A 23912-nucleotide genomic window follows, 5' to 3' on the forward strand; every position below is an offset into this window, starting at 1 on the left:
AGATTATCCGAGGTCCCTATATGTTAAGTGAATTTTTACTACAAGGTGAAAACATAAATAAATCCTTGTTTACAGAAGAACAACTATGTATGCAATGAACAGAGATTTTAATAATGAAAAGAAAATTGATTCCTATAGTATTAGGGGCAGCATTACTATCGAGTTGTGGAAGCGATATCGATACGCTAGAAAAGAAAGTTAATACACTACAAAAAGAAAATCTTAAGGATGGTCAAAGTCCTATACCAATCGTTTCAGAAATCAATTCAAACATTATTTATGAAGTTCATATAGAATGGTTTAATTATGATGGTAAATGGAGCTATTGGATTCTTACCTTGCTAATCGAAGAAAACGAAGATTCTGGTGCTGAAGTATATTTCACAGTTGTCAAAACAAACAATGGATTTATAAAATCGGCTATTGAAAGTTAATTCATAATTTATATTAAAAAGGAAGTTTATTCTTGTGAAGCTAAACACCCTTTTTTTGTATTCACTTCTTCAGTTCTATACTGATTATCGAATTAACTTCCACGTTATCCAACTAAATCACTTACCTCGCCATCATTCAGTTACATAAAAAAAGCCTTCCAATCGGAAGGCTTTGAAATAAATTATGAGTTCGGTATAACTAAAAAAATGGATGGTATGAAAGAAATGCCAAAAAACAAAATGTACCATAGAGACATACGTCGTAACGAAAATTGACGTTGTTTCTTCTGTGCATAAAAAATGTCCGTAAAAATAGCAACGACGAGTGGAATACTCATACATGCAATAGCAATTAAAATCACATCTGAAAAGTTCATTGTGCATCCCCCAATTTGCTAACATCTTAATTATAATTGTGACGAAAATGTGTCTTAATTCATTGTACACAATTTCGTCACAAATTGTCAATGAATTTTACCATACTTTTCTATCTTTCTTTATTTGAACCAAAAAAAGAAGGTAGAACCAGATTTATCTCCTGAGGTTCTACCTTCTTCTATTTGGCTAATACTAATTGCCTTATTAAAATTCTTGTCTTCTTTATAAAACGGAAGCCAGTCTTTTGATACCTTCTACAATTGTTTCTGGATCAGAATTCGTATAATTAAGGCGCAAAGTTCCTGCTCCTTTAATATTCGTATAGAACGGATCGCCAGGAACGAAAGCCACTTTCTTCTCAGTTGCTCGTTTAAAGACTTCTACTGAAGAAATCCCTTCTCCCAAATCTGCCCATAAAAACATACCGCCCTCTGGTTTTGTGAACGTAACATGAGCAGGTAAATATTTTTCCATCGCCGCTATCATAGCGTCACACTGCTGCTTATATAGTGCTGTAATTTTGCTTATATGCGCTTCGTAATCATTATTTGTTAAATAATCATAAATAGCATATTGTGCAAGTACATTCGTATGTAAGTCAGATGATTGTTTAGCTCCTATTAAATGCCCCATTAGCTCTTTACTTTTTGTACATAAATAACCAATACGCATTCCCGGTGATAACGTTTTAGAGAAAGAACCAAATAGTACACTATTTTCCGATTTACCACCTGCAATGTAAGGCAATGATTCTCCTTCAAAGCGAAGTTCACCATACGGATCATCTTCAATTAATACTGTATTCGTCTTCTTAATGATTTCAAAAATTGCCTCACGTTTCTCTTTCGAGTAAGTTAAGCCTGTAGGATTTTGGAAATTAGGGACTGTATACAATAATTTCACATCATTATTTTTTAAAGTTGCTTCAAGCTCTTCTAAATTTAAGCCGTCATCTTCAAGGCTAATTGGCAAAAACTCAGGCTCAAAAAGTGCAAATGTTTGAATAGCAGCAAGATAACAAGGGCTTTCTACAGCTACTTTATCCCCCTTATTAACTAAAGCTTTCCCCATTAAATCTAGTCCTTGTTGAGAGCCAGTTGTAATTAAAATATCATCTGCTGTAACATCCATACCAAATCGTTTTTTATAACGGTCCGCAACCCATTGGCGTAATGGCAAATAACCCTGTGTCCCTGAATACTGGAATACCTTGTCACCAGAATTTTGTAAAACTCGATTAATCGATTCTTGGAACTCTTTCATTGGGAATGAAATAGGATTTGGTAGACCTCCTGCAAATGAAATAATATCTTCTACCTCAGTCAAACTTAAAATATCTTTTATAAAAGAACTATCTGCTTGTAATACTCTATCTGAATAAATTTGCACCATCATCAATTCTCCTTCTAAACTACTTCTACTATATTCCGTTTATTTTTTTATATTATTATAGCAAATCACACAACATTAGGAATTGTCAATATTTTCTCTTAAATTAAGGTGGATTTACAGTCTAATTAGATTGGATGCATAGTGGCAGTATATTAACCGAACGGGAAAAATTCTATTTTATTATCATAATGGACTTACTTGTGATTACTTTTAACTTACTCGCTCTTTTAATTAATCTAATCGGGCTTTCATTTGACTCACTTGAGCTCCCTTTTAACTCATTCTAATACCAAAACAAAAAAGCATCTTACAAGAGATGCTTTTTAATATTGCCTGTAGCTGACACCATATAAACTTAAAATCTATTGGAACTAATTGCTTTTACATCCCAAATTTCTGTCTAAAGCCGCACTTCCTGCATAATTCTTCAACCGCTTCTCTTCTAGTAAATCCATCAAAGAGGTTATTGGCTCTTTCACTCTCTACAATTTCAGAGAATGATTTGTTATTAATATTTCCTAAATTGATGACACCTTCTCCATCTAGGCAACATGGGACTACGGTACCGTCAACAAGAATCGCTGCTTGACTGCGCAGTGCATGACAAAATCCTTTTCCTTCATCCTCAGGGGCTTGCAAGCTCGGCCATTGAAATTCATGATCTTGGTTTAAATAAACACGATCTGTAATTTTAACGCCTTTTCCTGGCTGTACTTTTTCTTCAATTCTAAAGTCTAAATTGTATTCCTGCTCCAATATATCTAACGTTTCACGGTTTCTTCTCTTCTCTAAATCGGTAACCTGATCTTTTTGTAAATTCCATAATCGGTACGAAATAATGATGTTATGTTCTGCCGCATCACGTACAAATTCAAGAATATCTCCTAAGTATTTTTCACGATTCTCTGACCCCTCATGGCCGTCAAAACTATGTAATGAAAAATTGATTTGACGTAGCGCGGGCTTTCCTAATAATTTCTCTCGATTCTTTTTAATCAATGTACCATTTGTCGTGATATTTACTTTAAACCCTTTAGCATGTGCTGCATCAAGTAATTGGTCGATTTTGTTATGTAAAAGAGGTTCTCCTTTCACATGTAGGTAAATATATTTCGTATGCGGTCTGATCTGATCAAGTATATTGTTAAATGCATCTAGTTTGATTATATTTGCCTTACGACTCGTAGGCGGGCAGAAGCTACACGCCAGATTACAGACGCTTGTAATTTCTACATAGACTTTTTTAAATGTTTTCAAGACTTGTTCACCATTCCAGTTCTGTATATATTAAGGGACTATAATTATTTTAATCAAAATCAATGATAAAGAACAGTTTTTCAACAACTAAGATGGAGTGAATGCATACTTTTTCTATTCTATAATGAGTTATATTGTAGCAATAACATAAAAAAGGTGACTCCTAAAAGTCGCTTGGTAACGACCTTTAGAATCACCCCAACCTTTTCTTACTTCACTTTTAATGACAAAGTATACGGGTCAATTGAAGCACGTCCTTTACCATCTCGAACCTTCACATAATAAGTTCCTTTGGTCATTTTTAAGGATAAAATCTCATTATCCCCTTGCCCATAAATATCAGATTTTGATACTCTTTTTCCATTACGATAGACTTCAAAAACACCATCTAATTCTTGGCTGGCACTGAGTGTCAACGTTACTTGCTCTGATTTAGTTGGTTGGTAAATATACCAATCTTCATCACCATTTTCATATCCTGTATTAAAGTACCCTGTCGTTGAATACAATTTGCTACTTTTCTTCTGTAGCTTGATAGGTTTAGAAGGTTTGTTATTTTTCACTTTAGATCCTGCATCTTCATCTTTTTTATTCACAGAGTTTACTTTTAGTTGATATGGCCATAGAGAAAGTGCTGTACTTGAGTCAACCGAACCAAATACGGTGACAAAATACGATTGACCTTTTTTCGCTTCAAAAGATCCTGTTGTCGTTCCATCTTCAGTATTTTTCAAAAGGTATGTTCTGTATTCAGTATCTCTATCATCTATTTTATGATTTTTATTAACATCCCTTGTAATTTCCATATATCCTAAATACGGACTCAACAACTCTTTAGGATACTTCGCTTTTAGCTTTGAAGTAAGAGGTGTACGGGAGAATTTCACACCGTATACTGAATTTTCTTTTGCAGTGAAATAGTACGAATCAACATCATTCGCTGTAGAGAAGTTGGCCGTCACACCAGTAGCAGGTATATTCTTTGCCTGTTCTGGTTTATCATTTTCTTCATAGCTATCACCAGCATCTTTAACAACAAGTTTTGAAGTCACTTGATATCCATCATACGGGATTTGATTTGTATTATAGTTTGGATTGATGGATAAGTAATACGTTTTATTTGCTTTTAAACTAGCGAAAAATTTCCCTTTGACCCAATCATCATAAGAAGACCAGTCCTCATTAGTTGAGACAAGAGATAAAAGTTGATATGCCTTACCATTTTCATCTTTATCTTTTATTACTTCATACAATCCTAGATTTGGAATATTCTCTTTTGGTGTTGGTAATTGAAATTGATAAATGCCCGCACTTGAAGTGTTTAATTTATACCAGTCTTGGTCCATTGTATTTTGTAGATACCCTTGAATTGTTCCACCTAATTCATATGGTATTGCTACCGATTCTAATAGGTTAATTCGTTCTGAGTCATCTTCTGTTAGTACATTCATCATTGTGGAATCATCCATAGAACTATAGTTATCTTCATCTTCTGGAATACTCTTTCCGACTAAGCTCACGCTATATGAGAGAATAGACCCCGCAGGTTCTTTTTCTTCCAGTCCTCCTACTAAACCTAATAGTAATTGTTCTAAAGTAACGTAACCGAAAGTTCCTTTATTTGTTACTTTTAAATAATATTCTTTTTCAGGTTCAGTTTGGAATAATAGCGTTTCTCCTTCTCCTATACCGTGTGTATTACTTGTATATAAAGCTGGCATATCTTCTGTGCTTAATTCTTCAGATGTTGCAGGGAATAGCTGTTCTTTTTCATACACAGCAGCACTTATATCTACTCCTGGAATACCTGTAACTTCAAAGTTCATAAATTGTGCTTCTTTTGATGTAAAGTAGAAATAGTCTTCATCGCCATTTTCACCCGTTATATATAGTTTATCTTTGCTAAATGGCCATTTTTCAATTTTTATTGGATGCTCTAATGCTGACTCGTCTTTTGGAAGTTCAGATACTTTATCTACTTTTAACGTAAATGTTGAATGCTTCTGACCTGAATCATCAAAATTGCCATTCACATCTTTTACACCAATAGATACTGTTCCACTAAATGGAACTTGGATTAGTTTTCCTTCTTTTTTTCCTTCCGTTACATCATTGACATCTAACAATTGTTTTTGGTCTTTACCATAAAAATTTATACTCATTTTATAATCATATTGAGATGAGCCCTCCAGTGAAGCTTGGATATATTCGCCCTTTTCTACAGGGATTTTAACCCACTTTTGTTCTGAAGGTTTTGTAAAAGAGTGCTTTACTTGTGCAGGGATTGAAATGACCTCTGCATTTTTTAATATCTCTTTTTCACCCCACTTCTCTTTCACTAAAGAAGGGATCTTTTTTACATCAAATTTCATCGCGGCAACTGGGTTGATGAGTCCATTTCCATATTTATGATCGAACCCTTTCTCCCCTATATCTGTCGCTGTTTTCTCTAAGATATATTCTATTTCAGCCGGCTTTAAATTTGGATATTTGGATAGCAGCAATGCTGCTGCTCCAGCAACTACAGGCGAAGCCATAGATGTTCCACTTAGTTTGGCAAAAGTTGATCCTTTTTGTGCATCATAAAAAGGTGCATAAATATTTTCTCCAGGTGCTACCACATCAGTGGATGTACCGTAAGATGAAAATTCACTTAATTTTTTTTCGCTATTAATAGAGCCTACACTAATTACTCCTTCATACTTAGCAGGATAAATGGGCATATCAGATCCCTGATTTCCCGCTGCTGCAACGATAACAACACCACTACTAATTGCCTTTGTCACAGCCTCTTCTAAAACAGTAGATGGCATAGAGCCCTGCAAACTCATGTTAATGACGTCTGCGCCTTGGTCTACAGCTTTTAAAATAGCATTTGCAATTGTATAGTCAAATGTCCACATATCTCCGTCAAAGATATCATATGAAAGAATCTTCACATTCGGATTTATGCCATATCCACCGATACCGTTATCTTTTTTAGCAGCAATAATACCAGCCACGTGAGTCCCATGTATATCAGTAGTTGCCGGATTCATTGGATTTATAATGTTTGTACTTGAAAGAATGGATCCTTTTAGCTCTGGATGATTTCGGTCAATACCCGTATCAATAACCGCTACCTTTACTTGATTATTCCCTGCCAACTTTTGAGCATCTGCTGTTTTTAGTATGCTATGCATATATTGTTCATTTATTTTCGGGTCAACTGAGCCCGCATGCTGGTACTTTGGACTAAGACCAACAGAAACTACCTTACTGTTTTTTTGATAGTTTTTAATAGTTTGCTGTAGTTTATTTTTATTACTAACTTTAACAGCTACATAGTTAAGTCCTTTGATTTGGTTTACAACTGTTCCGCCAGCCTTGCGATGATCACTAGCGCTTAGTGAACTTGAATATTTAATAATAATTGTGTCGTCACTATAATTCGCAGTCTTTTCAATTTTGGACGTTCGTTCATTTTGGCTAAGCGAGTGCAATTTAGCTGCAATAGATTTAGTTTTCGCGTCTACTTTTAAACTACTAACTAGTGAAAATAGCAATGCAAAGCTTGCTAAAACTACTACTACTTTTTTTATAATAGATTTCACAATAACCCTCCTTAAATAGCAATCCTTATATTCTATTTAACGAGGAGCATCATTTATACCAATTAATATACATTATTTTGAAATTTATTTTCTTTTAATAGTAACTGTTCCAAATTTAGTTCCAATGTTTATCTTAATAGATAGGACTTTCACTAAATTTCGTATGAAATCCTATCTATTTTAAACACAAAGAAAATTACTTGATAGACCTTCTTTAGTTATACAGATATACTTGCAAATTATTGTTTTGGTCTAATGTTGCTAATAATACATCTTTAACATCCACTTTATACATGGAAATGACTCTGTCTTTAAGCCAACCCTCATTAATATTTGAGTTCTTCAATTCAAAGTAATCAATTTTGCCCTCTTTAATAAGTACAGTAGGTAAAGAAAAAGCTTCAGGTGCTAACTTCATATCTGCTCGCGTTATTGTTTGGTATTGAGGGTATAAAAAGCTTGAAATAGTTCCGTCTGGCTCCCATAAAGCTAGAGCAACCATTTGAATATCTTCTATTTTCTCTTTTCTTAATTCAGATAAAAGTAAATCTACGGAAATCCTAGCCTTCGACAAATTTTTAGAAACAATTTGTCCATTCATAATAAGTGGAAATGGTGAGGAGTCTATTATATGTCGAAACGGGACCCATTTAAGGCTCAAATATACAGCTACTGAATATAAAACAACTAAAGTTGACATGGTAATAATGGAGCCCTTCATCCCTAACCCTTCATCAGACAAGGGATGGGCGATGATATTACCTACAGATATTGCCATTGCAAAATCGAGTAATCTCAATTGAGAGATAGAACGTTGCCCCATAACTTTCGCTGCAATGAGTAAAAAAAGAAAAGCAACAATTGCTCGGAGAAACCATTGAATTGCCGTAAGCGTTTCTTGTGCATGAAAAAAGTCCATAGTGACACATCCTCTCAATCCTTTTAGTTTTCTTATTATCTCCATTAACTTCCGTATTATAAGAAAAGCTTGTTACAAAAATTTTTCATATAAAAATAAATGGGTCAGCCTCCTATTACTTTACGTAATGAAGACTGACCCATTAGATCAATTATTATTATGATTTCTACCTTAACTTTACATCATTGCTACTATTCATTGCTTAGTGTTAGGAGCTTTTAAGTCATTTTTAACAATGCATCTGATCCAATCATTCCTTTAACAATGCCAAATTGCTCTGCTTCAAGGGTAACGGACTCAAGAGGTGCATTCAACAATTGTTCAATTGTCTTCACACCAACTGCTCGACCTGCAACTATTTTACGATCAGCTAATTTTGTATTCAAAAGTCCGACGTCTAACGCACCACACATAATATAACCTACATCATTCGAAACCGTTAATAACGTTGTTTTAGGCAAACTTACAGTAACTGCCTTAAATATAGAACCTTCAATATTAATTGTTTCAGTTGAAACCATCTAATTCGCCCCTTCCTCTATATACATATGAAACTGGGTAAAAAGTTGTTCGAGTTATTCCGCATGTTCTTTAATTAATTCACTATTTGTATGCCTAGCTTTCTATATTTACTTATGCAACTAATAAAGCCCTTAAATGGAGCAATTCAAGGGCTCAATCGTTGCATATCTTGTTTTATAAAAATCTCCGTGAATTCTTTTTACCATCATATGAATATAGAACTTTTTTTTCTTCACTATGCGTTTCTACATGAACAGGGCGCCCCCACAGCTGATAAATATACCTTAGAACATTTTCTAAATAGCGAGTATCAAGTTCCATTCCTTCAAATCCGTGGACTAAATATAATTCACCATTTCGTAAGTAATCCCCATCTTTCACAAGAATATATGGGAACCCGCCATTCACACGCATTGATACGAGTTGATCACGTACATTTTCATAATCCTTATCTGTAATTTTATATTCATTGCCCTTTTTTTCAAATAAATAAAGATCTTCATGCTTCACTAAGTCTTTGGTTAAATAGTTTCGGATAAAGGAAATATCTGATTCAACTTCTCGTACTTCAAACATTTTCTCTCGACCGGAGTGCCGCTTCACACCTAATTTCCGCATCTCATCCGTTGGGGAATCATATCGTTTCTCAATATCTTCGAAAATTTTCAGTCCTAGATAATATGGATTAATCGTCGTCTTTGAAGGTTGAACAACACCTGCGTTTAACTTCGCATATTCTATCGATTCATCCGTTGTTAAATTTAGCTCTCTCATAATACGTTGGTGCCAGAAGGAAGCCCAGCCCTCATTCATAATTTTAGTTTCTAATTGGGGCCAGAAATAGAGCATTTCCTCACGCATCATCGTTAATATATCTCTTTGCCATTCCTCTAATTCACGACTATATTGCTCAATGAATAATAGTAGATCTTTTTCTGGATATGGCGGAAACTGTTTCTTTTTTTGTCGTATGATCTTCTCTTCTTTTTCTTTTTCGTCTATTCTCCAAAGATCATCATAAGGCGTTTTACGGGCAACATCCTCATCTTCATCTATATCGTTCTCATACGTTAACAACTTGGGTCGTTGTATAGATGGATCAATATGCTCTTGAATAGCTAATACAGCATCTAAAAACTCTTCAACTTCCTCTTTTCCGTAGAGCATTTCATAGTTGGCTATTCGTTCAGCCGTAGCTGTCATACTCTCAACCATATCTCGTCTTGTATTAGAGAAGCGAACGTTATTCTTGAAAAAGTCACAGTGCGCTAAAACGTGCGCAATGATCAGCTTATTTTGTGTTAACTTATTTGTATCTAGTAAGAATGCATAACAAGGGTTGGAGTTAATGACAAGCTCATAAATTTGACTTAAACCTAAATCGTACTGCAGCTTCATTTTGTGAAATTGTTTACCGAAACTCCAATGGGAAAAACGAGTAGGCATACCGTATGCTCCAAATGTATAAATAATATCTGCAGGGCATATTTCATAACGCATCGGGTAAAAGTCTAGACCAAACCCAGTCGCAATTTCCGTAATTTCATCAATCGCTTGGTGAAGCTCTTTTTCCATTTATCTAAATCCCCCCGTGTCTATTATTAGGAAATGAGTGCTTGGCACCATCCGTCTCTCGCTTAAGACTCAACTTTTTGGAAAAAGCTTTTTAATGCTTCATAAACGTCACTTTTATGTCTCAATATATAGTGGCGAAATTTCTGATCTTCAATTTTTTTATAGTTATACATTAATGTCGAAAAACGATTATGTTGATTTACTTCTCCGTACCCGAACATACTGGATACTTTCATTAGATCCTGAACTAATTTCATACACTTTTCATTATCAGTCGACATATTTTCTCCATCTGAAAAATGAACAGGATAAATATTATATCTTGTTGGATTATATTTCTGTTTAATCAGTTCTAAAGCTTTTATATAGGCGGATGAACAAAGTGTTCCTCCACTTTCTCCTTTTGAAAAGAAATCTTCCTCTGATACTACTTTTGCTTCTGTATGATGAGCAATAAATTCAATTTCAACTGTTTCGTATTTGGAACGTAAAAATCTTGTCATCCAAAAGAAAAAACTCCTTGCACAATACTTTTCAAAATTGCCCATCGAGGCACTTGTATCCATCATCGCTAGGACTACTGCCTTTGATTCAGGGTTTGTCACTTCATCCCATGTTTTAAAACGTAAGTCGTCATTATGGATTGGTGTAATCTCTGCTTTTCCTTTTATGGCATTACGTTTAATCGCATTTAAGATTGTACGCTTCTTATCGATATTACCCATAAGACCTTTTTTCCGAATATCGTTAAATTCAATTTTTTCGGTTGTGATATCTGCCATTTCTTTTTCTTTCAAATTAGGTAACTCTAACTCTTTAAATAAGGCGCTCTCTATTTCTTCAAGACTTACTTCTGCCTCATAGTAATCTTCTCCAGGTTTGTCACCTGCTTCTTTACCGTTTCCTGCACCTTTACCTTTATCCCCTTGACTTGGAGCTCTTGCTACTACATCGCCTACCTGACTATCACCTTGTCCTTGACCAACATGTTTTGACTTATCGTAGTTATAACGAATTTTATATTCATCTAGAGATCGTATAGGAATTTTAATAACCTCACGACCATTTGACATAACAATACTTTCTTCGCTTATTAAATCTGGTAAATTATTTTTAATTGCATCTTTTACTTTTTCCATGTGGCGTTGTTGATCTTGGTACCCTTTGCGATGGAGGGACCAATTTTCCTGAGAGATGACAAAGCGCTTATCCTGGTTTTCGCTCATTTTTATCCTCACCCATCTATAAAATCAAATTCGCCTAAGACTATTAGCAACCGACTTTACATCATAATCAAAAGACCGTTATTTCTTGATATTGCATTATTAAGTACGGCTCCCTGTAAGTTTTACTTCTTATATGAAACCCCTTAAAATTGAAAGGCACTTTTCTTATAATATGTTAGTTTTTAGAATTGTTTAACTTCTTTTTGTAAAAAAAAAAGAGTGCCCTAAAGTTTATCTGGACACCCCTTATTTAAAAAGAAAAGATAATATACGTTTTGTAATAGCTGTCTAGAAGAATGCGCCATGCTCCCTTCAAATCGCTAAAGGGCATCCGTCCAGCTCTTTTCGGGGTAACTAGACGCTTTTCTTAACTTTAACGATTCAGTAAGCTGCCTACATATTGCAATAATTCATTTGCTGAAGTTGAATTATATCCATGTTCATCTATAAGCCTTGCAACAACTTCGTTAATCTTTTTAAGCTGAGATTCGTCAGGCATTTTTGAGGACGTTGTAATTTTCACAACATCTTTTAAATCAGCAAACAGTTTCTTTTGAATTGCTTCACGTAATCTTTCATGAGAATGATATTCGAATCTCTTTCCATTTCTTGCATAAGCCGAAATACGAATCAAAATTTCTTCTCGGAATCCCCTCTTCGCATTCTCCGAAATTCCTATTTGTTCTTCTATGGATCGCATTAGTTTTTCATCTGGATTCATTTCTTCTCCTGTAAGGAAATCTCGAATTTTATTTTTATTACAGTATGCTTCAACATTATCGAGGTAATTGTTCATTAGCGTTTTTGCAGATTCTTCATACGAATAAACAAATGCTTTTTGAACTTCATTCTTAGCAATATCATCGTATTCTCTTCTTGCAACTGCAATATAATTTATAAATTTTTCCCTATCTTCTTGGGAAATCGAGGCATGTTGGTCAAGCCCATCTTTAAGCGAGCGTAAAACATCTAATGCATTAATAGATGGCACTTCTTTTCGAATAATGGCAGATGAAATTCGATTTATTATATAACGAGGATCGATACCATTCATGCCCTCATTTGGATATTCTTTTTTCAATTCCTCTACATCAATTGAGTTATATCCTTCTACACTTTCCCCATCGTACATACGCATCTTTTTCACAAGATCAATACTTTGCTTTTTAGGTGTTTCTAACCTAGTTAAAACAGAAAAGATTGCAGCTACTTTTAATGCATGAGGGGCAATATGAACATGCGCCATATCACTTTCATTAATCATTTTCTCGTAAATTCGCTCTTCCTGACTTACTTTTAAATTATAAGGAATAGGCATCACAATAATTCTTGAGTGAAGTGCCTCGTTCTTTTTATTTGAAATAAAAGATCGGTATTCAGTTTCGTTCGTATGAGCAACAATTAACTCGTCAGCACTTATTAATGCAAATCTGCCTGCTTTAAAATTGCCTTCTTGTGTTAATGACAATAAGTTCCACAAAAACTTTTCATCTAATTTAAGCATTTCCTGAAACTCCATCATGCCACGGTTTGCTTTGTTAAGTTCTCCGTCAAAACGGTAAGCACGTGGATCTGATTCAGAACCAAATTCCGCAATCGTTGAAAAATCAATACTACCAGTTAAATCAGCAATGTCCTGTGATTTTGGATCAGAAGGTGTAAATGTCCCAATCCCCACACGTTTATCTTCTGAAAATGTAATCCGTTCAATCATGACATTTTCAATAAGGCCATCATATTCTTTTTCGAGTCTCATCGTGTTTAAAGGAGATAAATTACCCTCTATGCGCAAACCATACTCTTCATAAAAATCTTTACGCAAATGGTGAGGAATAAGGTGGAGTGGGTCTTCATGCATCGGACATCCTTTTATTGCGTATACCGCTCCTTCATCTGTTCGTGAATATTGCTCAAGCCCTCGTTTTAGCAATGTCACAATTGTAGATTTCCCTCCACTCACGGGTCCCATTAATAATAAAATCCGCTTGCGAACATCTAATCTTCTTGCTGCAGGATGAAAGTATTCCTCTACCAATCTTTCAATTGCCGATTCGAGCCCGAAAATTTCTTGTCCAAAAAAGTTAAATAATTTTTGCCCATCTCTTTCTTCTAATCCAGAGCTTTTAATCATATTGTACACACGTGAATGGGCTGTTTGAGCAACTTCCGGCCTTTCCTTTACAATGTTTAAGTAATCCGCAAACGAGCCTTCCCATTTCAGTCTGTTTTCTTCTTCACGATAAACTTTAAACTTACTTAAAATGTCTATAGCCTTCCCTCCATTCTTAGCCTGATTTATAACATAGTATGAAATTAGAGAAATAATGATACCCAATAATGAGTCATTGTTGAGGATTCTTCTTTGAGGAAATCTTGAAGTAGCTCATGGAGCATGCATTCAACTGGTTAAAGTGTCATTAATCCTACTAAAGACCAATTTTATAGTTGTCAGCAGTTTTACCTTTTCTGCCATTCCTTCTAAAAAAATTGTGAATGTCAATATGTCATTATGAAACTCCCTATATAACAAACATATAATGTACTGTAACAACTTCGGAGGTGATTACACTGATTCATACGGTTAAACCAGGTGAAACACTGTTTCAACTTTCTAGAGATTATCGCACACCGCTATCCGCAATTATAAGCGCGAACCCATCTATCAATCCAAATGTACTTTATATTGGCCAACCTATTGTTATTCCAGGTTTTCCTGATCCTAATACAATTCCATATCAAATTGATGTTTCACTCAACAATCGTTGGCTTAGATTATATAAAGATGGTATTTTACAAAAGCAATATCCTATTGCGGTTGGAAAAATGTTAACCAATACACCTGTAGGAAATTTTATTATCATTAATAAAGCACCTAACCCAGGAGGCCCATTTGGAACAATGTGGATGAGCTTATCAAAAGATACGTATGGAATTCACGGCACAAATGATCCAAGCTCAATCGGTAAGGCCGTATCTCACGGCTGTATTCGTATGCATAATGAGGATGTAGAAGAGTTAGCAAGTATTATTCCAATAGGAACTCCGGTTTTTATACATCCATAATGGTAAATAGGACTACCCACAATAGTCTGATAGCTGACTTTTGTAGATAGTCCTTATTTTAAAATCTATTTATTCCAAACGTCTTTAGCGATACGTACAACATGACGTAATTTTTCCCATTGCTGTTCTTCAGTTAATAGATTGCCTTCTTCAGTAGAGGCAAAACCACATTGTGGACTTAAACAAAGTTGATCGATATTCACATATTTCGTTGCTTCTTCGATTCTTCCTTTAATTTCATCTTCATCTTCGAGTTCAGAAGTCTTGGAAGTAATCAATCCCAAAACGACATGTTGATCTTTAATGAATCGTAATGGATTAAAATCTCCTGATCGTTCATTATCAAATTCTAAGAAAAAGGCATCCACATTCACACGTGAGAATAGTTCTTTTGCGATCGGCTCATACGCACCTTGATATAACCATGATGATTTAAAATTCCCTCGACAAATATGGATCGTAACCGTCATATCTTCCGGTTTATTTGCTACTGCTTCAACAGTAATATCAGCAAACTTTTTTACTAATTCATCTGGATCAAATCCCTGCTCTTTTATCTTATCTCGGAAAACATCACTGAACAAAGCTCCCCAGCTTGTATCATCTAATTGTAAGTAGCGGCACCCTGCTTCATAAAAAGCTTGAATCGCATCTTGATATACTTTACTAATATCTTTAGCTACCTCATCGAGTGAAGCATATGTAGGATTGCTTAAATACGGTTCGCTTCCAACTACACCCGAGTAAAAAATCATATTAGGTCCTGGGATTGTAATTTTAGCAACATGCTCACCGGCAATACTTTTCAAATACTTAAAGTCTTCTAAAAATGGATGTTCTTTAGGGAACTTTAATTTCGAATCGACCATGTATGCCTCCGCTTTTTTCATCGCTCCATTAAAAGCACCCGAAAGGTCTATTTCATAAACACGAATCCCTTCAATCGCTCTGATAAAGTCTAAATGCCACCATCTTCTTCTAAATTCACCATCTGTTACAGCAGATAGACCAACTTCTTTTTGTTTTTCAACAAGCTTAGCAATTTCTATATCCTCAACTAATCGTAATTCTTCTTTAGTGATCTGACCTTGTTGATATTGTGCTCTTGCATCTTTAAGTACTTGTGGGCGAAGAAAGCTCCCTACATGGTCTGCTCGAAATGGTGCTTTAGTTACTGTATTAGTCAAATTAGACAACCCCTCTGAAGTTAAATTTGTATTTTTTATTGAGCTTTTCGAGGTACAAAAAAACCTCTTCTTAAAAGAAAGAAGAGATTGGCTTCATGGCTATTTACTCTTCTTATCTTCAAGCGTTACGCTTCTGGAATTAGCACAGTGCAAAAAAAGTCTGTTGCTGAGATATCAAAGGGCCAGTCCCTCCATCTCTCTAAATAAGAAAGTTACATATTTAATTACTAGTTAACAATCTACATGTATATCCATAGAATGTCAATAATCAGAACTATTTACCTGTTCAATTCAAGTTTTATCTTATTAAATATTTATTAATTCGTAGATTTGATATCGATCATATACTTTATTTAATTCTAATGACTAAAGTAGTGTCTGTGACTATGGTCCATAAAATTAAAGAAACGCACATCTTAAAAGATGTGCGTTTCTTCTGCTATCTATAATTATCCTCTTCGTCCGCCTCTTCCACCACGTTTAGACTCGGTGCTGCGTTTTAGAGTAGATAAGTTATCTTCACTTGATTTTAAGAATTTAGCCATCTTATCTTCAAAGGTTTCCTTCGGTTGGAAATTGCCTCGTGGACGACTATCTTTCTGGCGATATGGACGCTTCGTATATGAAGACGTATTTTCAACAGGTTTATCAATCGCTTTTTTAATGGATAAGGCAATTTTTCCTTCTTTTTCGCTTAGGACCTTAACTTCTACTTGATCCCCAACTTTCAGATGGTCATTAATATCTTTTACGTAAGCTTCTGCAACTTCACTAATGTGCACAAGTCCTGTGACCTTATCTGGCAACTCAACAAACGCACCAAAATTTGTGATTCCTGTAACCTTACCTTGTACCTTGCTACCAATTTCTACTGACAATCCATTTCCTCCTAATAAATACTATACTTTATTATATCAAATTTAATTTTTGGCGCCAGTATTCCGCTATATTTTTTAATATCAACAATATTTCCAATTTAATACTAATAACTTAAATAGTATCCGTGACTGGCACAATTAGATTTTTTAAAAAAATCTATCGTAATAGAGGGAATTGATAATATATTCAGAATATACAAGTGAAGGCGAAAGACCATTTTTGAGAGGAGGAAATGAGTAATGTCAAAGAAAGTATTATTGTTAGCTGGAGATGCCGTTGAGGCTTTGGAGATTTATTATCCTTATTATCGTTGTCTTGAAGAGGGCTATGATGTGCAAATAGCTGCTCCATCGAAGAAAAACTTACAGACGGTCGTTCATGATTTTATTGGTTGGGATACTTATACAGAGAGTAAAGGATACTTAATTGAATCTCATTTGGCGTTTGAGGATGTACAGCCTGAAGAGTATGATGGATTGATTATCCCTGGAGGTAGAGCTCCTGAATACATTCGATTAAATGAAAATGTTCCAAAAATCGTTGCTCATTTCTTTGAGGCAAATAAACCTGTTGCAGCAATTTGCCACGCTAGTCTCATTTTAACAACTGTTTCTCAATACTTAATAGGTCGCGAATTAACGGCTTATATCGCATGTAAACCAGATGTAGAAGCTGCGGGTGCAACTTATATTGAAGATCCTCTCCATGTTCAAGGAAACCTCATTTCCGGACATGCTTGGCCTGATCTACCCGGATTTATGAGGGAATTCATTAAACAACTGAATCAATAAGGTTTGTTAATAAAAGATAGACAAAAGAACGTATCCATATATCCTAAAGTATTTTGGATACGTTTCTTTATAACTACTGATTCACTTCCTCATAAACCTCATTCATAAACAGTAAGCATTTGAAATTAGTATAAATTAAAATGTAGATCAGTTTTAATCTGTAATTCAATTGGATATTCTACACTCTAAGCTACTAAATTCCCCACACTTATTCTGCCTGCATTATTATTTCTCCGTTTGTTTCACAGAATAACCTTTTTGTAATTACTATATTTTTATTTCAAAAATACTATTTACAATCCCTTTCATTAAAAGCTACATTAAAAAATTTTTTTTAAGACAATCCAATGAGGCTTTTCTGTCGCTATTGCAGCCTAAAAATATTTGTAGGATGAACTTTTCACCTCTTAACTAAATGTATTAAAAACAAATCTTTGTCCATTCTAATATCACAAGGAGGTGAAAGTTATGGCTTCAAATAACCGAAGTTCAAATAAACTTGAAGTACCTGGTGTTCAACAAGCGATTGATCAAATGAAATATGAAATTGCTCAAGAGTTTGGTGTACAACTTGGAGGAGAGGCTTCTTCTCGTGCAAACGGTTCAGTTGGTGGAGAAATTACTAAACGATTAGTTCAAATGGCTGAAAACCAAGTAAAAGGAAATTCCGGGAAATAAAAATCCAAAGTAAGAAGGTAGAGTTATTATGCTCTACCTTTTTACTTTGGATTTAAAAACTTTAATTTAAATAATCACAGTCTAATCGAATTCTTCTAATTGGAATTCGTTCTTAAATGATTATAGTAACTTCTACCACATACTGCTTCAGAATGTACAGAGTGTATGTGGCAACACAAGGGTGCTGGTAGGTTTATTCCATTCTTAAGACCTTTTTCTTTCAGAAAACAGACTTTATCAAAATAAAAGGTGCGGCCGCAAAGGAACTTGAAACTAAATAAAATAAGTACACATGAGTTGATGTGATTCATTTTTTCTCTAACTTTTTAAGAGTTTCATCATTTCACTGTCCCGTCAACATTCTTTTCCAAAGTTATCAAGCAATGCACGCACTTCATCTGTTGATTTCGTGTTCATCAATTGATTTCTTAATTCAGCAGCTCCAGGGAATCCTTTGACATAAATTTTAAAAAAGCGATGAAGCCCTGTCATTGATCGTGGTAGTACTTCCGCATATTGATCTTGAAGATCAAGCTGCAGTCTTAAAAGATCAAGATACTCTTTACTGCTATGCTCTTTTGGCTCTTTTTCAAAAGCAAAAGGATTTTTAAAAATACCTCGCCCGATCATAACGCCATCAATACCATATTGTTCAGCAAGCTGCTGCCCAGTTTGACGGTCAGGAATGTCTCCATTGATTGTTAGTAGCGTATTTGGTGCGATACGGTCACGTAATTTTTTGATTTCCGGAATTAGCTCCCAATGCGCATCTACTTGGCTCATTTCCTTTCTTGTACGTAAATGAATAGAAAGGTTCGCAATATCCTGTTTTAAAATATGCGTTAGCCACTCCTCCCACTCATTTATATCGTTATAGCCAATTCGTGTTTTCACGCTGACAGGCAGTCCGCCCTCTTTTGCTGCTTGAATAAGTTCTGCCGCAACATCTGGACGCAGAATAAGACCACTACCTTTCCCTCTCGATGCCACATTCGGTACAGGGCAGCCCATATTAATATCGATGCCTTTAAATCCTAGCTCTGCCATGCCAATACTCATTTGACGGAAATATTCGGGATTATCCCCCCAAATATGTGCCACCATTGGCTGTTCATCTTCTGTAAAAGTCAAACGGCCACGCACACTTTTCATGCCCTCTGGATGACAATAGCTATCCGAGTTTGTAAACTCTGTGAAAAATACATCCGGTCGACCGGCTTCACTTACAACGTGACGAAAAACAACATCTGTCACATCTTCCATTGGTGCAAGTACAAAAAATGGTCGTGGTAAATCACGCCAAAAATTATCTATCATTTCAAACTCAAATCCTCTCACTATGGATACAACTTCAAACTCTCGGTCAAAAAATATAAAGCCTAATGTTCCACTTCTTTTACACTTATATCATGTTTAATAACTTATTATCAAACACAAGTACATTTGGACATTTATAATTTATGAAAAACTATTGTGAAAATCTGCAATATTTATTTTAACCAAAATTGATCCTGAATATTATTTTACACACAAAAAAGCAGATGGTATAGATTTTTTCTATACCATCTCCAACCTCGCGACCACTTCGCAATGTGTCGCATGCGAGAACTTACTACATAAGAAATAAATTTATCTAAACATAAATAACCATACATTTGAAAAACCCCTTTCCAAAGAAAGAGGCTTTTGTGAAAATTAAGTATACTATTCCCTTACGCTCTATATCTTACAGCCAAACCTTTTAAGAATTTACGTGCGAAATTATCGCCACAATCTTTATAATTTCTATGCCCTGGCTTTCTTAAAATAGCGCCTAATTCACCTTTTGAAACGGCTATACCGCCATCATCAAGGATATCCAACATATCTTCCGTTGTTAGTTGTAGTGCTACTTTCAATTTCTTAAGAAGCATATTATTCACATGGTCCTTAGTAGTTTCAGGAGCTTTTGGTTGTCCTTGTTTTGTATCTTGTTTTCCTCTTTTGAAAGTAATGAAACCATTTAAAAATGACTCTAACATTTTATAATCACATTTTATCTGATCGTCATTTTCTTCTACGCTAGCTTCATCATCAAATTCATCTTTTGATTTTGTCAATATTTTTGGTACTTCTTCTCTTGTTACTTCCATACCACCAAGTTTAAATATCTCTACCATATCTCTATTTTTTATATCTAGAGCGTATCTTGTTCTAATTAAAATATCATTGTTATCCATTTATAATGCACCTCATACTATTGCTTATTTTCTTCGTCGCTTCAGCAGTTTGATTGTCCTTTAAGAATCTTAACACGTATATACACAACGTTGTTAGTAGTACCTTAAAAAAATTCTATTTCTATCAATTAGCTTTAGGAGTCGACATCTATATATTTACATCACCTACATTATTCAAATGGCGATAACTCTCCAAATATGTGTAAACACTCTTACAATCTCCATTTTCACAAGAACTAACGTTTTTTTCAAGTTATGTCGCATTCTCTTTTAAACTTCCATAAAACGGAATATAACTTAGTACTCACACATCTTTATTTTCTCGCTTACTAACTAATCTATACTACTCTTTAGTGATTTTAATAATTGAACAATAATTTAAAAAAGACCATAGAATATTTTCAAATCCATGGTCTTCTTTAGCATCGCACTGTATGTGTTTTTGTATATAGACTTACTCAAGACAAGCTGACTAAAGTCATAAGATTAATAATCCATCAATCAAAACGGGAATACATTTCATTTCAATTGATCGTTAAATTAACATTTTCTTATCAGTAATATTTAGTATTTTTCAATTGATTGCATAGGCTTCCATGTACTTTTTTTCAAAGTAAGCATGACAATAAAGGAAATGCAATATAGAACAGCTAAATAGACCATCGCAACTGTCATGTCATAACTCTGTAGAATATATCCTACAAGGATTGGTGAAAATCCTCCAATAGCTCTACCGAAGTTAAAGATTGTGTTTGTAGCCGTACTTCGAATCTGAACGGGATAAAAGCTACTAATTAATGCACCATATCCGGCAAACATTCCATTTGAGAAGAATCCAACGATTGCACCACCTAATAATACGCCCACACTTCCAGTTGCATATGAGTATAAAAACACAGCACATGCAGAGGCAAGAAGAAAGATTCCAAAGGTACGCTTTGCTCCAAATCGATCCATGAATCTTCCGAAGGTTAACATACCAATAATCATTCCTACTGCTGTACTGATTGTCCAAAGTGCAGAGCTTGAAATAGATAAGCCTTGTGATTTTTGTAGCATAGATGGAAGCCAAATCATCAAGCCATTATAACCAGCAATTTGAACAGTTGCCATTATGATTAAAGAGATTGTCGTCATTGTAGTTCGAGGGGTTTCAAACAATTGAAATAACTTACTCTTTTCATCTTTATTACCGATTTTCTTATTCTTCTGAGCAGCTAGCCACTCAGGTGATTCGTCTAGATTCTTACGTACAATAACGGCAAAAATAACAGGCACCACACCAACGAAAAATAATGCTCTCCACCCTAAAGTAGGAAGAATAATTGCACTAAGCAACGCCGCGATAATGACACCGTATTGAGCACCTACACTTACATAAGAAGATGCTCTCCCTTGTTTATTCTTCGGCCAGGCTTCTGCAACAAGCGCCATACCGATTCCATATTCACCACCAGCACCTAATCCTGCAATAAATCTATATATATATACTTGCTCAATATTTGTTGCTAATCCTGTGAATGCTGTGCCTATTGCAAACAGCAAAACAGTATAGGTAAAAACTTTTACTCGACCATACTTATCTGCTAGAATTCCAAAAATAATTCCACCTAATAACATACCTATATTTGTTATAGAAGAAATAAGTCCACCAGTTGCTAAATCAATGTTAAATTCCGAAATAATCATTGTCATCGCAAAAGAAATAAACATGATGTCCATACCCTCTAATGTTAAACCAGCTACCGATGCTACCACCGTTTTTTTTCGATAATCCATTTTACGATCCTCCAATATTTTCTTAATGCAAATAATCTCTTTTATTTCAAGAGGAATGGATGTATCAATCTATTAAATGAAACTTTTCCATTTTCCTTTTAAGCCTCACAGGACTTACTTTAAAAGAGGTACTAAAGTTATGTCTACTCACAACATTAAAGCAAAATAAAATACCCTTCCGTCAGAGAGGACAAAAGGGCATGAAAAAGCAAAGATATAATAACGTATAAAATATCAAGTAGCCCTTTTTAGCCTCTCTGGGCTATATTAAAGGATAATTATCTTGTTACTTATTCTATCAAACTATAATTTGTTTTACCATGTCATATTATAGAAAAATAATGTGCTACATTAAAGTGCAATTTGGTTACCTGTATCTTTTATTACTAGCTTTCCACAGCTTCACAATGTACGGCGTGTATGGCGTAACAAAGAGGTTTTGGTGAGTTTATGCAAAAGGGATTGGTCAACTTAGAATCATGCATTTTATATTATGCTAGGTTAAGACAGGCGGATATTCGTTTTATCTCCTGTTACCTGACGCTTTTCCTTATATGAAATCACTCCAATCAAGCCAATTATGGAGAATATCACTGGCGTGATGAAACCATAGTAGTATCCATCAACTTGATTACCTGAAGTAGCTTGAAAATAATCCAATATAAATCCAAAAATGATTGGTAGCAAGACAGCACTTAGAAAGCCACCCGTATTCGCAACTCCAGAAACAATGCCAGATTCTTTTATAGGGAAAGATTGGCGTACAGCTGCAAAGGTTAATGCACTTGACCCATATCCAAAACCAATGATAAAGAAAAGTATAATTAACAAGAAAAATGACGGATGTCCATTAAATAAAAGGAAAGAAAACCATCCCAATAAAACAGTGATATGAACGACAATATATGGCCGTTTTATTGTTTCTAACCGGCTTGAAATCCAACTAGTTAGAGGAGCTCCAATAAGTGCCCCGATGAGACCAATCATAATCAGCTGGCTTGCATCTGAGCGTGTCATTTCATACATATTCATTCCATATGGTACTGCCCAAGAACTGATAAACCCTACATAACCTCCGACTACTCCAAAATGACAAAAGAATAGAGCCCATGCTTGACGATTTGAAAAAATTCTTCGTAATAAAACTACTGTTTTTTCGCGTTGTACTTCTACTGTTACTACTACCGGTTCATCCCAAAAAATTCTTTTAGGTTTTTTTACAAGTACAAAATAAAGGAGAAAGCCACATAAACATAATAGTAGTCCTGCTGAGAAAAATGCCGCCCTCCAACCAAGTAAAATTATCCATTCGGAGAAAGGGACTGTCGCCAACAAGAAACCCAGACTTCCTGTCATGCCCGCCAGGCCAATTAATCGAACAAATTCCTTTGTATGAAACCATTGGGCCAAAATTAGCACCATATTAACCCATATGGTCGCATCCCCTATCCCAGTTAATATTCTAGAAAAAAACAAGACCAATTCATGTGTACCAAGACTATAAATGATTGTACCTAAACCTGTAAGTAAGGCCCCGATAATTAGAAAAAAGTTTGGACCATAACGATCAGCCAAAATCCCCATTGGAATTTGCAAACTCGTATACACAAAAAATTGTATACTCGTCAATAAGCCAATCGTTGATGCAGTTACATTAAAATCCCTCATTAATTGGTCTGTAATCAATCCTGGAGCAGTTCGTTGGCTTGCCATTAACAAATAAGTAAATAATACAGCAACAAATACAACCCATCTGTATCTGCTATTTTGTTTTTCCAATGATTTCTACTCCTATTAGCTTTTACTCTATGTATATGATTTTCATGTAACGGTAAACCCTGTTTTTCAGAATAGTTTTATGATTTGAATTTGGTTAGAGGTTTTTTATTCAATAAATCCAATATAAAGTTTGAATCTTGGATTTTATCACGTCTCATATATGATATTTCTCATCTTCTTCTCAATCTGCACTTCACTTACAAAAAAGTGGATAAAGGATGGAGAGATAGGGATACCCCCT

At 34.9% G+C, this 23912-nt stretch carries 19 protein-coding genes and 1 riboswitch; of the genes, 4 read left to right on the plus strand and 15 right to left on the minus strand.

All coding sequences use genetic code 11. The annotated features are described in order from the left end of the window. The first annotated feature begins 113 nt into the window (after window positions 1–113). Window positions 114–434, plus strand: a complete 321-nt coding sequence (locus tag BK137_RS18790; RefSeq protein WP_038178621.1) for a hypothetical protein — start codon at window positions 114–116, stop codon at window positions 432–434. 182 nt (window positions 435–616) lie between these two features. On the opposite strand, the gene BK137_RS18795 is transcribed toward BK137_RS18790, so the two are convergent. From BK137_RS18795 to BK137_RS18835, 9 genes are all read right to left on the minus strand, one after another. Continuing rightward, a complete protein-coding gene (locus tag BK137_RS18795; protein WP_038178623.1) occupies window positions 617–811 on the minus strand; it encodes a hypothetical protein in 195 nt (64 codons plus the stop codon). A 223-nt stretch (window positions 812–1034) separates the two neighbouring features. Then, the gene (locus BK137_RS18800) at window positions 1035–2207 is read right to left on the minus strand and encodes an aminotransferase-like domain-containing protein (protein ID WP_235175659.1); all 1173 of its coding nucleotides are present in this window, start codon (window positions 2205–2207) and stop codon (window positions 1035–1037) included. Window positions 2208–2585: 378 nt separating this feature from the next. After that, window positions 2586–3461 carry a radical SAM/SPASM domain-containing protein gene (locus BK137_RS18805; protein WP_038178633.1) on the minus strand — a complete coding sequence of 292 codons (876 nt, stop codon included), beginning with the start codon at window positions 3459–3461 and terminating at the stop codon, window positions 2586–2588. Window positions 3462–3670: 209 nt separating this feature from the next. Further along, a complete protein-coding gene (locus BK137_RS18810) occupies window positions 3671–7054 on the minus strand; it encodes a S8 family peptidase (RefSeq protein WP_038178635.1) in 3384 nt (1127 codons plus the stop codon). 214 nt (window positions 7055–7268) lie between these two features. Beyond that, window positions 7269–7973 carry a DUF421 domain-containing protein gene (locus BK137_RS18815; RefSeq protein WP_038178637.1) on the minus strand — a complete coding sequence of 235 codons (705 nt, stop codon included), beginning with the start codon at window positions 7971–7973 and terminating at the stop codon, window positions 7269–7271. Between the two features lie 218 nt (window positions 7974–8191). Continuing rightward, on the minus strand, window positions 8192–8494 hold the full coding sequence (locus BK137_RS18820; RefSeq protein WP_038178639.1) for a YunC family protein: 303 nt from the start codon (window positions 8492–8494) through the stop codon (window positions 8192–8194). Window positions 8495–8669: 175 nt separating this feature from the next. Next, entirely contained in the window at window positions 8670–10070 is a 1401-nt protein-coding gene (locus BK137_RS18825; RefSeq protein WP_038178641.1) for a SpoVR family protein, read from the minus strand. Between the two features lie 62 nt (window positions 10071–10132). After that, window positions 10133–11296 (minus strand): sporulation protein YhbH, encoded by a 1164-nt coding sequence (gene yhbH, locus BK137_RS18830; RefSeq protein ID WP_038178643.1) that lies wholly within the window; start codon window positions 11294–11296, stop codon window positions 10133–10135. Between the two features lie 373 nt (window positions 11297–11669). Further along, entirely contained in the window at window positions 11670–13565 is a 1896-nt protein-coding gene (locus BK137_RS18835; protein ID WP_038178726.1) for a PrkA family serine protein kinase, read from the minus strand. A gap of 299 nt (window positions 13566–13864) precedes the next feature. On the opposite strand from BK137_RS18835, the gene BK137_RS18840 reads away from it, so the two are divergent. Beyond that, window positions 13865–14359, plus strand: a complete 495-nt coding sequence (locus BK137_RS18840) for a L,D-transpeptidase family protein (RefSeq protein ID WP_038178728.1) — start codon at window positions 13865–13867, stop codon at window positions 14357–14359. A gap of 65 nt (window positions 14360–14424) precedes the next feature. Here the strand turns inward: BK137_RS18840 and BK137_RS18845 are convergent, their stop codons facing one another. Both BK137_RS18845 and BK137_RS18850 read right to left on the minus strand, forming a co-directional pair. Continuing rightward, window positions 14425–15546 (minus strand): 5-methyltetrahydropteroyltriglutamate--homocysteine S-methyltransferase, encoded by a 1122-nt coding sequence (locus BK137_RS18845; protein ID WP_038178645.1) that lies wholly within the window; start codon window positions 15544–15546, stop codon window positions 14425–14427. Between the two features lie 109 nt (window positions 15547–15655). After that, window positions 15656–15756: riboswitch (SAM riboswitch) on the minus strand. A 239-nt stretch (window positions 15757–15995) separates the two neighbouring features. After that, the gene (locus tag BK137_RS18850) at window positions 15996–16424 is read right to left on the minus strand and encodes a S1 domain-containing RNA-binding protein (RefSeq protein ID WP_038178647.1); all 429 of its coding nucleotides are present in this window, start codon (window positions 16422–16424) and stop codon (window positions 15996–15998) included. 240 nt (window positions 16425–16664) lie between these two features. Between BK137_RS18850 and BK137_RS18855 the strand changes: the two genes are divergently transcribed. Further along, entirely contained in the window at window positions 16665–17216 is a 552-nt protein-coding gene (locus tag BK137_RS18855) for a DJ-1/PfpI family protein (RefSeq protein WP_038178649.1), read from the plus strand. Between the two features lie 468 nt (window positions 17217–17684). Then, window positions 17685–17894, plus strand: coding sequence for an alpha/beta-type small acid-soluble spore protein (locus BK137_RS18860; RefSeq protein ID WP_038178652.1), 210 nt, complete (start codon window positions 17685–17687; stop codon window positions 17892–17894). Between the two features lie 354 nt (window positions 17895–18248). On the opposite strand, the gene BK137_RS18865 is transcribed toward BK137_RS18860, so the two are convergent. The 4 genes from BK137_RS18865 to BK137_RS18880 form a co-directional block, all read right to left on the minus strand. Then, window positions 18249–19232, minus strand: a complete 984-nt coding sequence (locus BK137_RS18865; protein ID WP_179078292.1) for a tRNA dihydrouridine synthase — start codon at window positions 19230–19232, stop codon at window positions 18249–18251. A 374-nt stretch (window positions 19233–19606) separates the two neighbouring features. After that, window positions 19607–20113, minus strand: coding sequence for a YehS family protein (locus tag BK137_RS18870; RefSeq protein ID WP_038178656.1), 507 nt, complete (start codon window positions 20111–20113; stop codon window positions 19607–19609). Window positions 20114–20677: 564 nt separating this feature from the next. Continuing rightward, window positions 20678–21892: an MFS transporter gene (locus BK137_RS18875; protein WP_038178657.1), complete on the minus strand. Its 1215-nt coding sequence runs from the start codon at window positions 21890–21892 to the stop codon at window positions 20678–20680. Between the two features lie 501 nt (window positions 21893–22393). After that, window positions 22394–23671: an MFS transporter gene (locus tag BK137_RS18880; RefSeq protein ID WP_038178659.1), complete on the minus strand. Its 1278-nt coding sequence runs from the start codon at window positions 23669–23671 to the stop codon at window positions 22394–22396. Window positions 23672–23912: the final 241 nt, after the last annotated feature.

Origin of the sequence: Viridibacillus arenosi, from assembly GCF_001955655.1 — a bacterium.
GTDB classification, from domain to species: domain Bacteria; phylum Bacillota; class Bacilli; order Bacillales_A; family Planococcaceae; genus Viridibacillus; species Viridibacillus arenosi.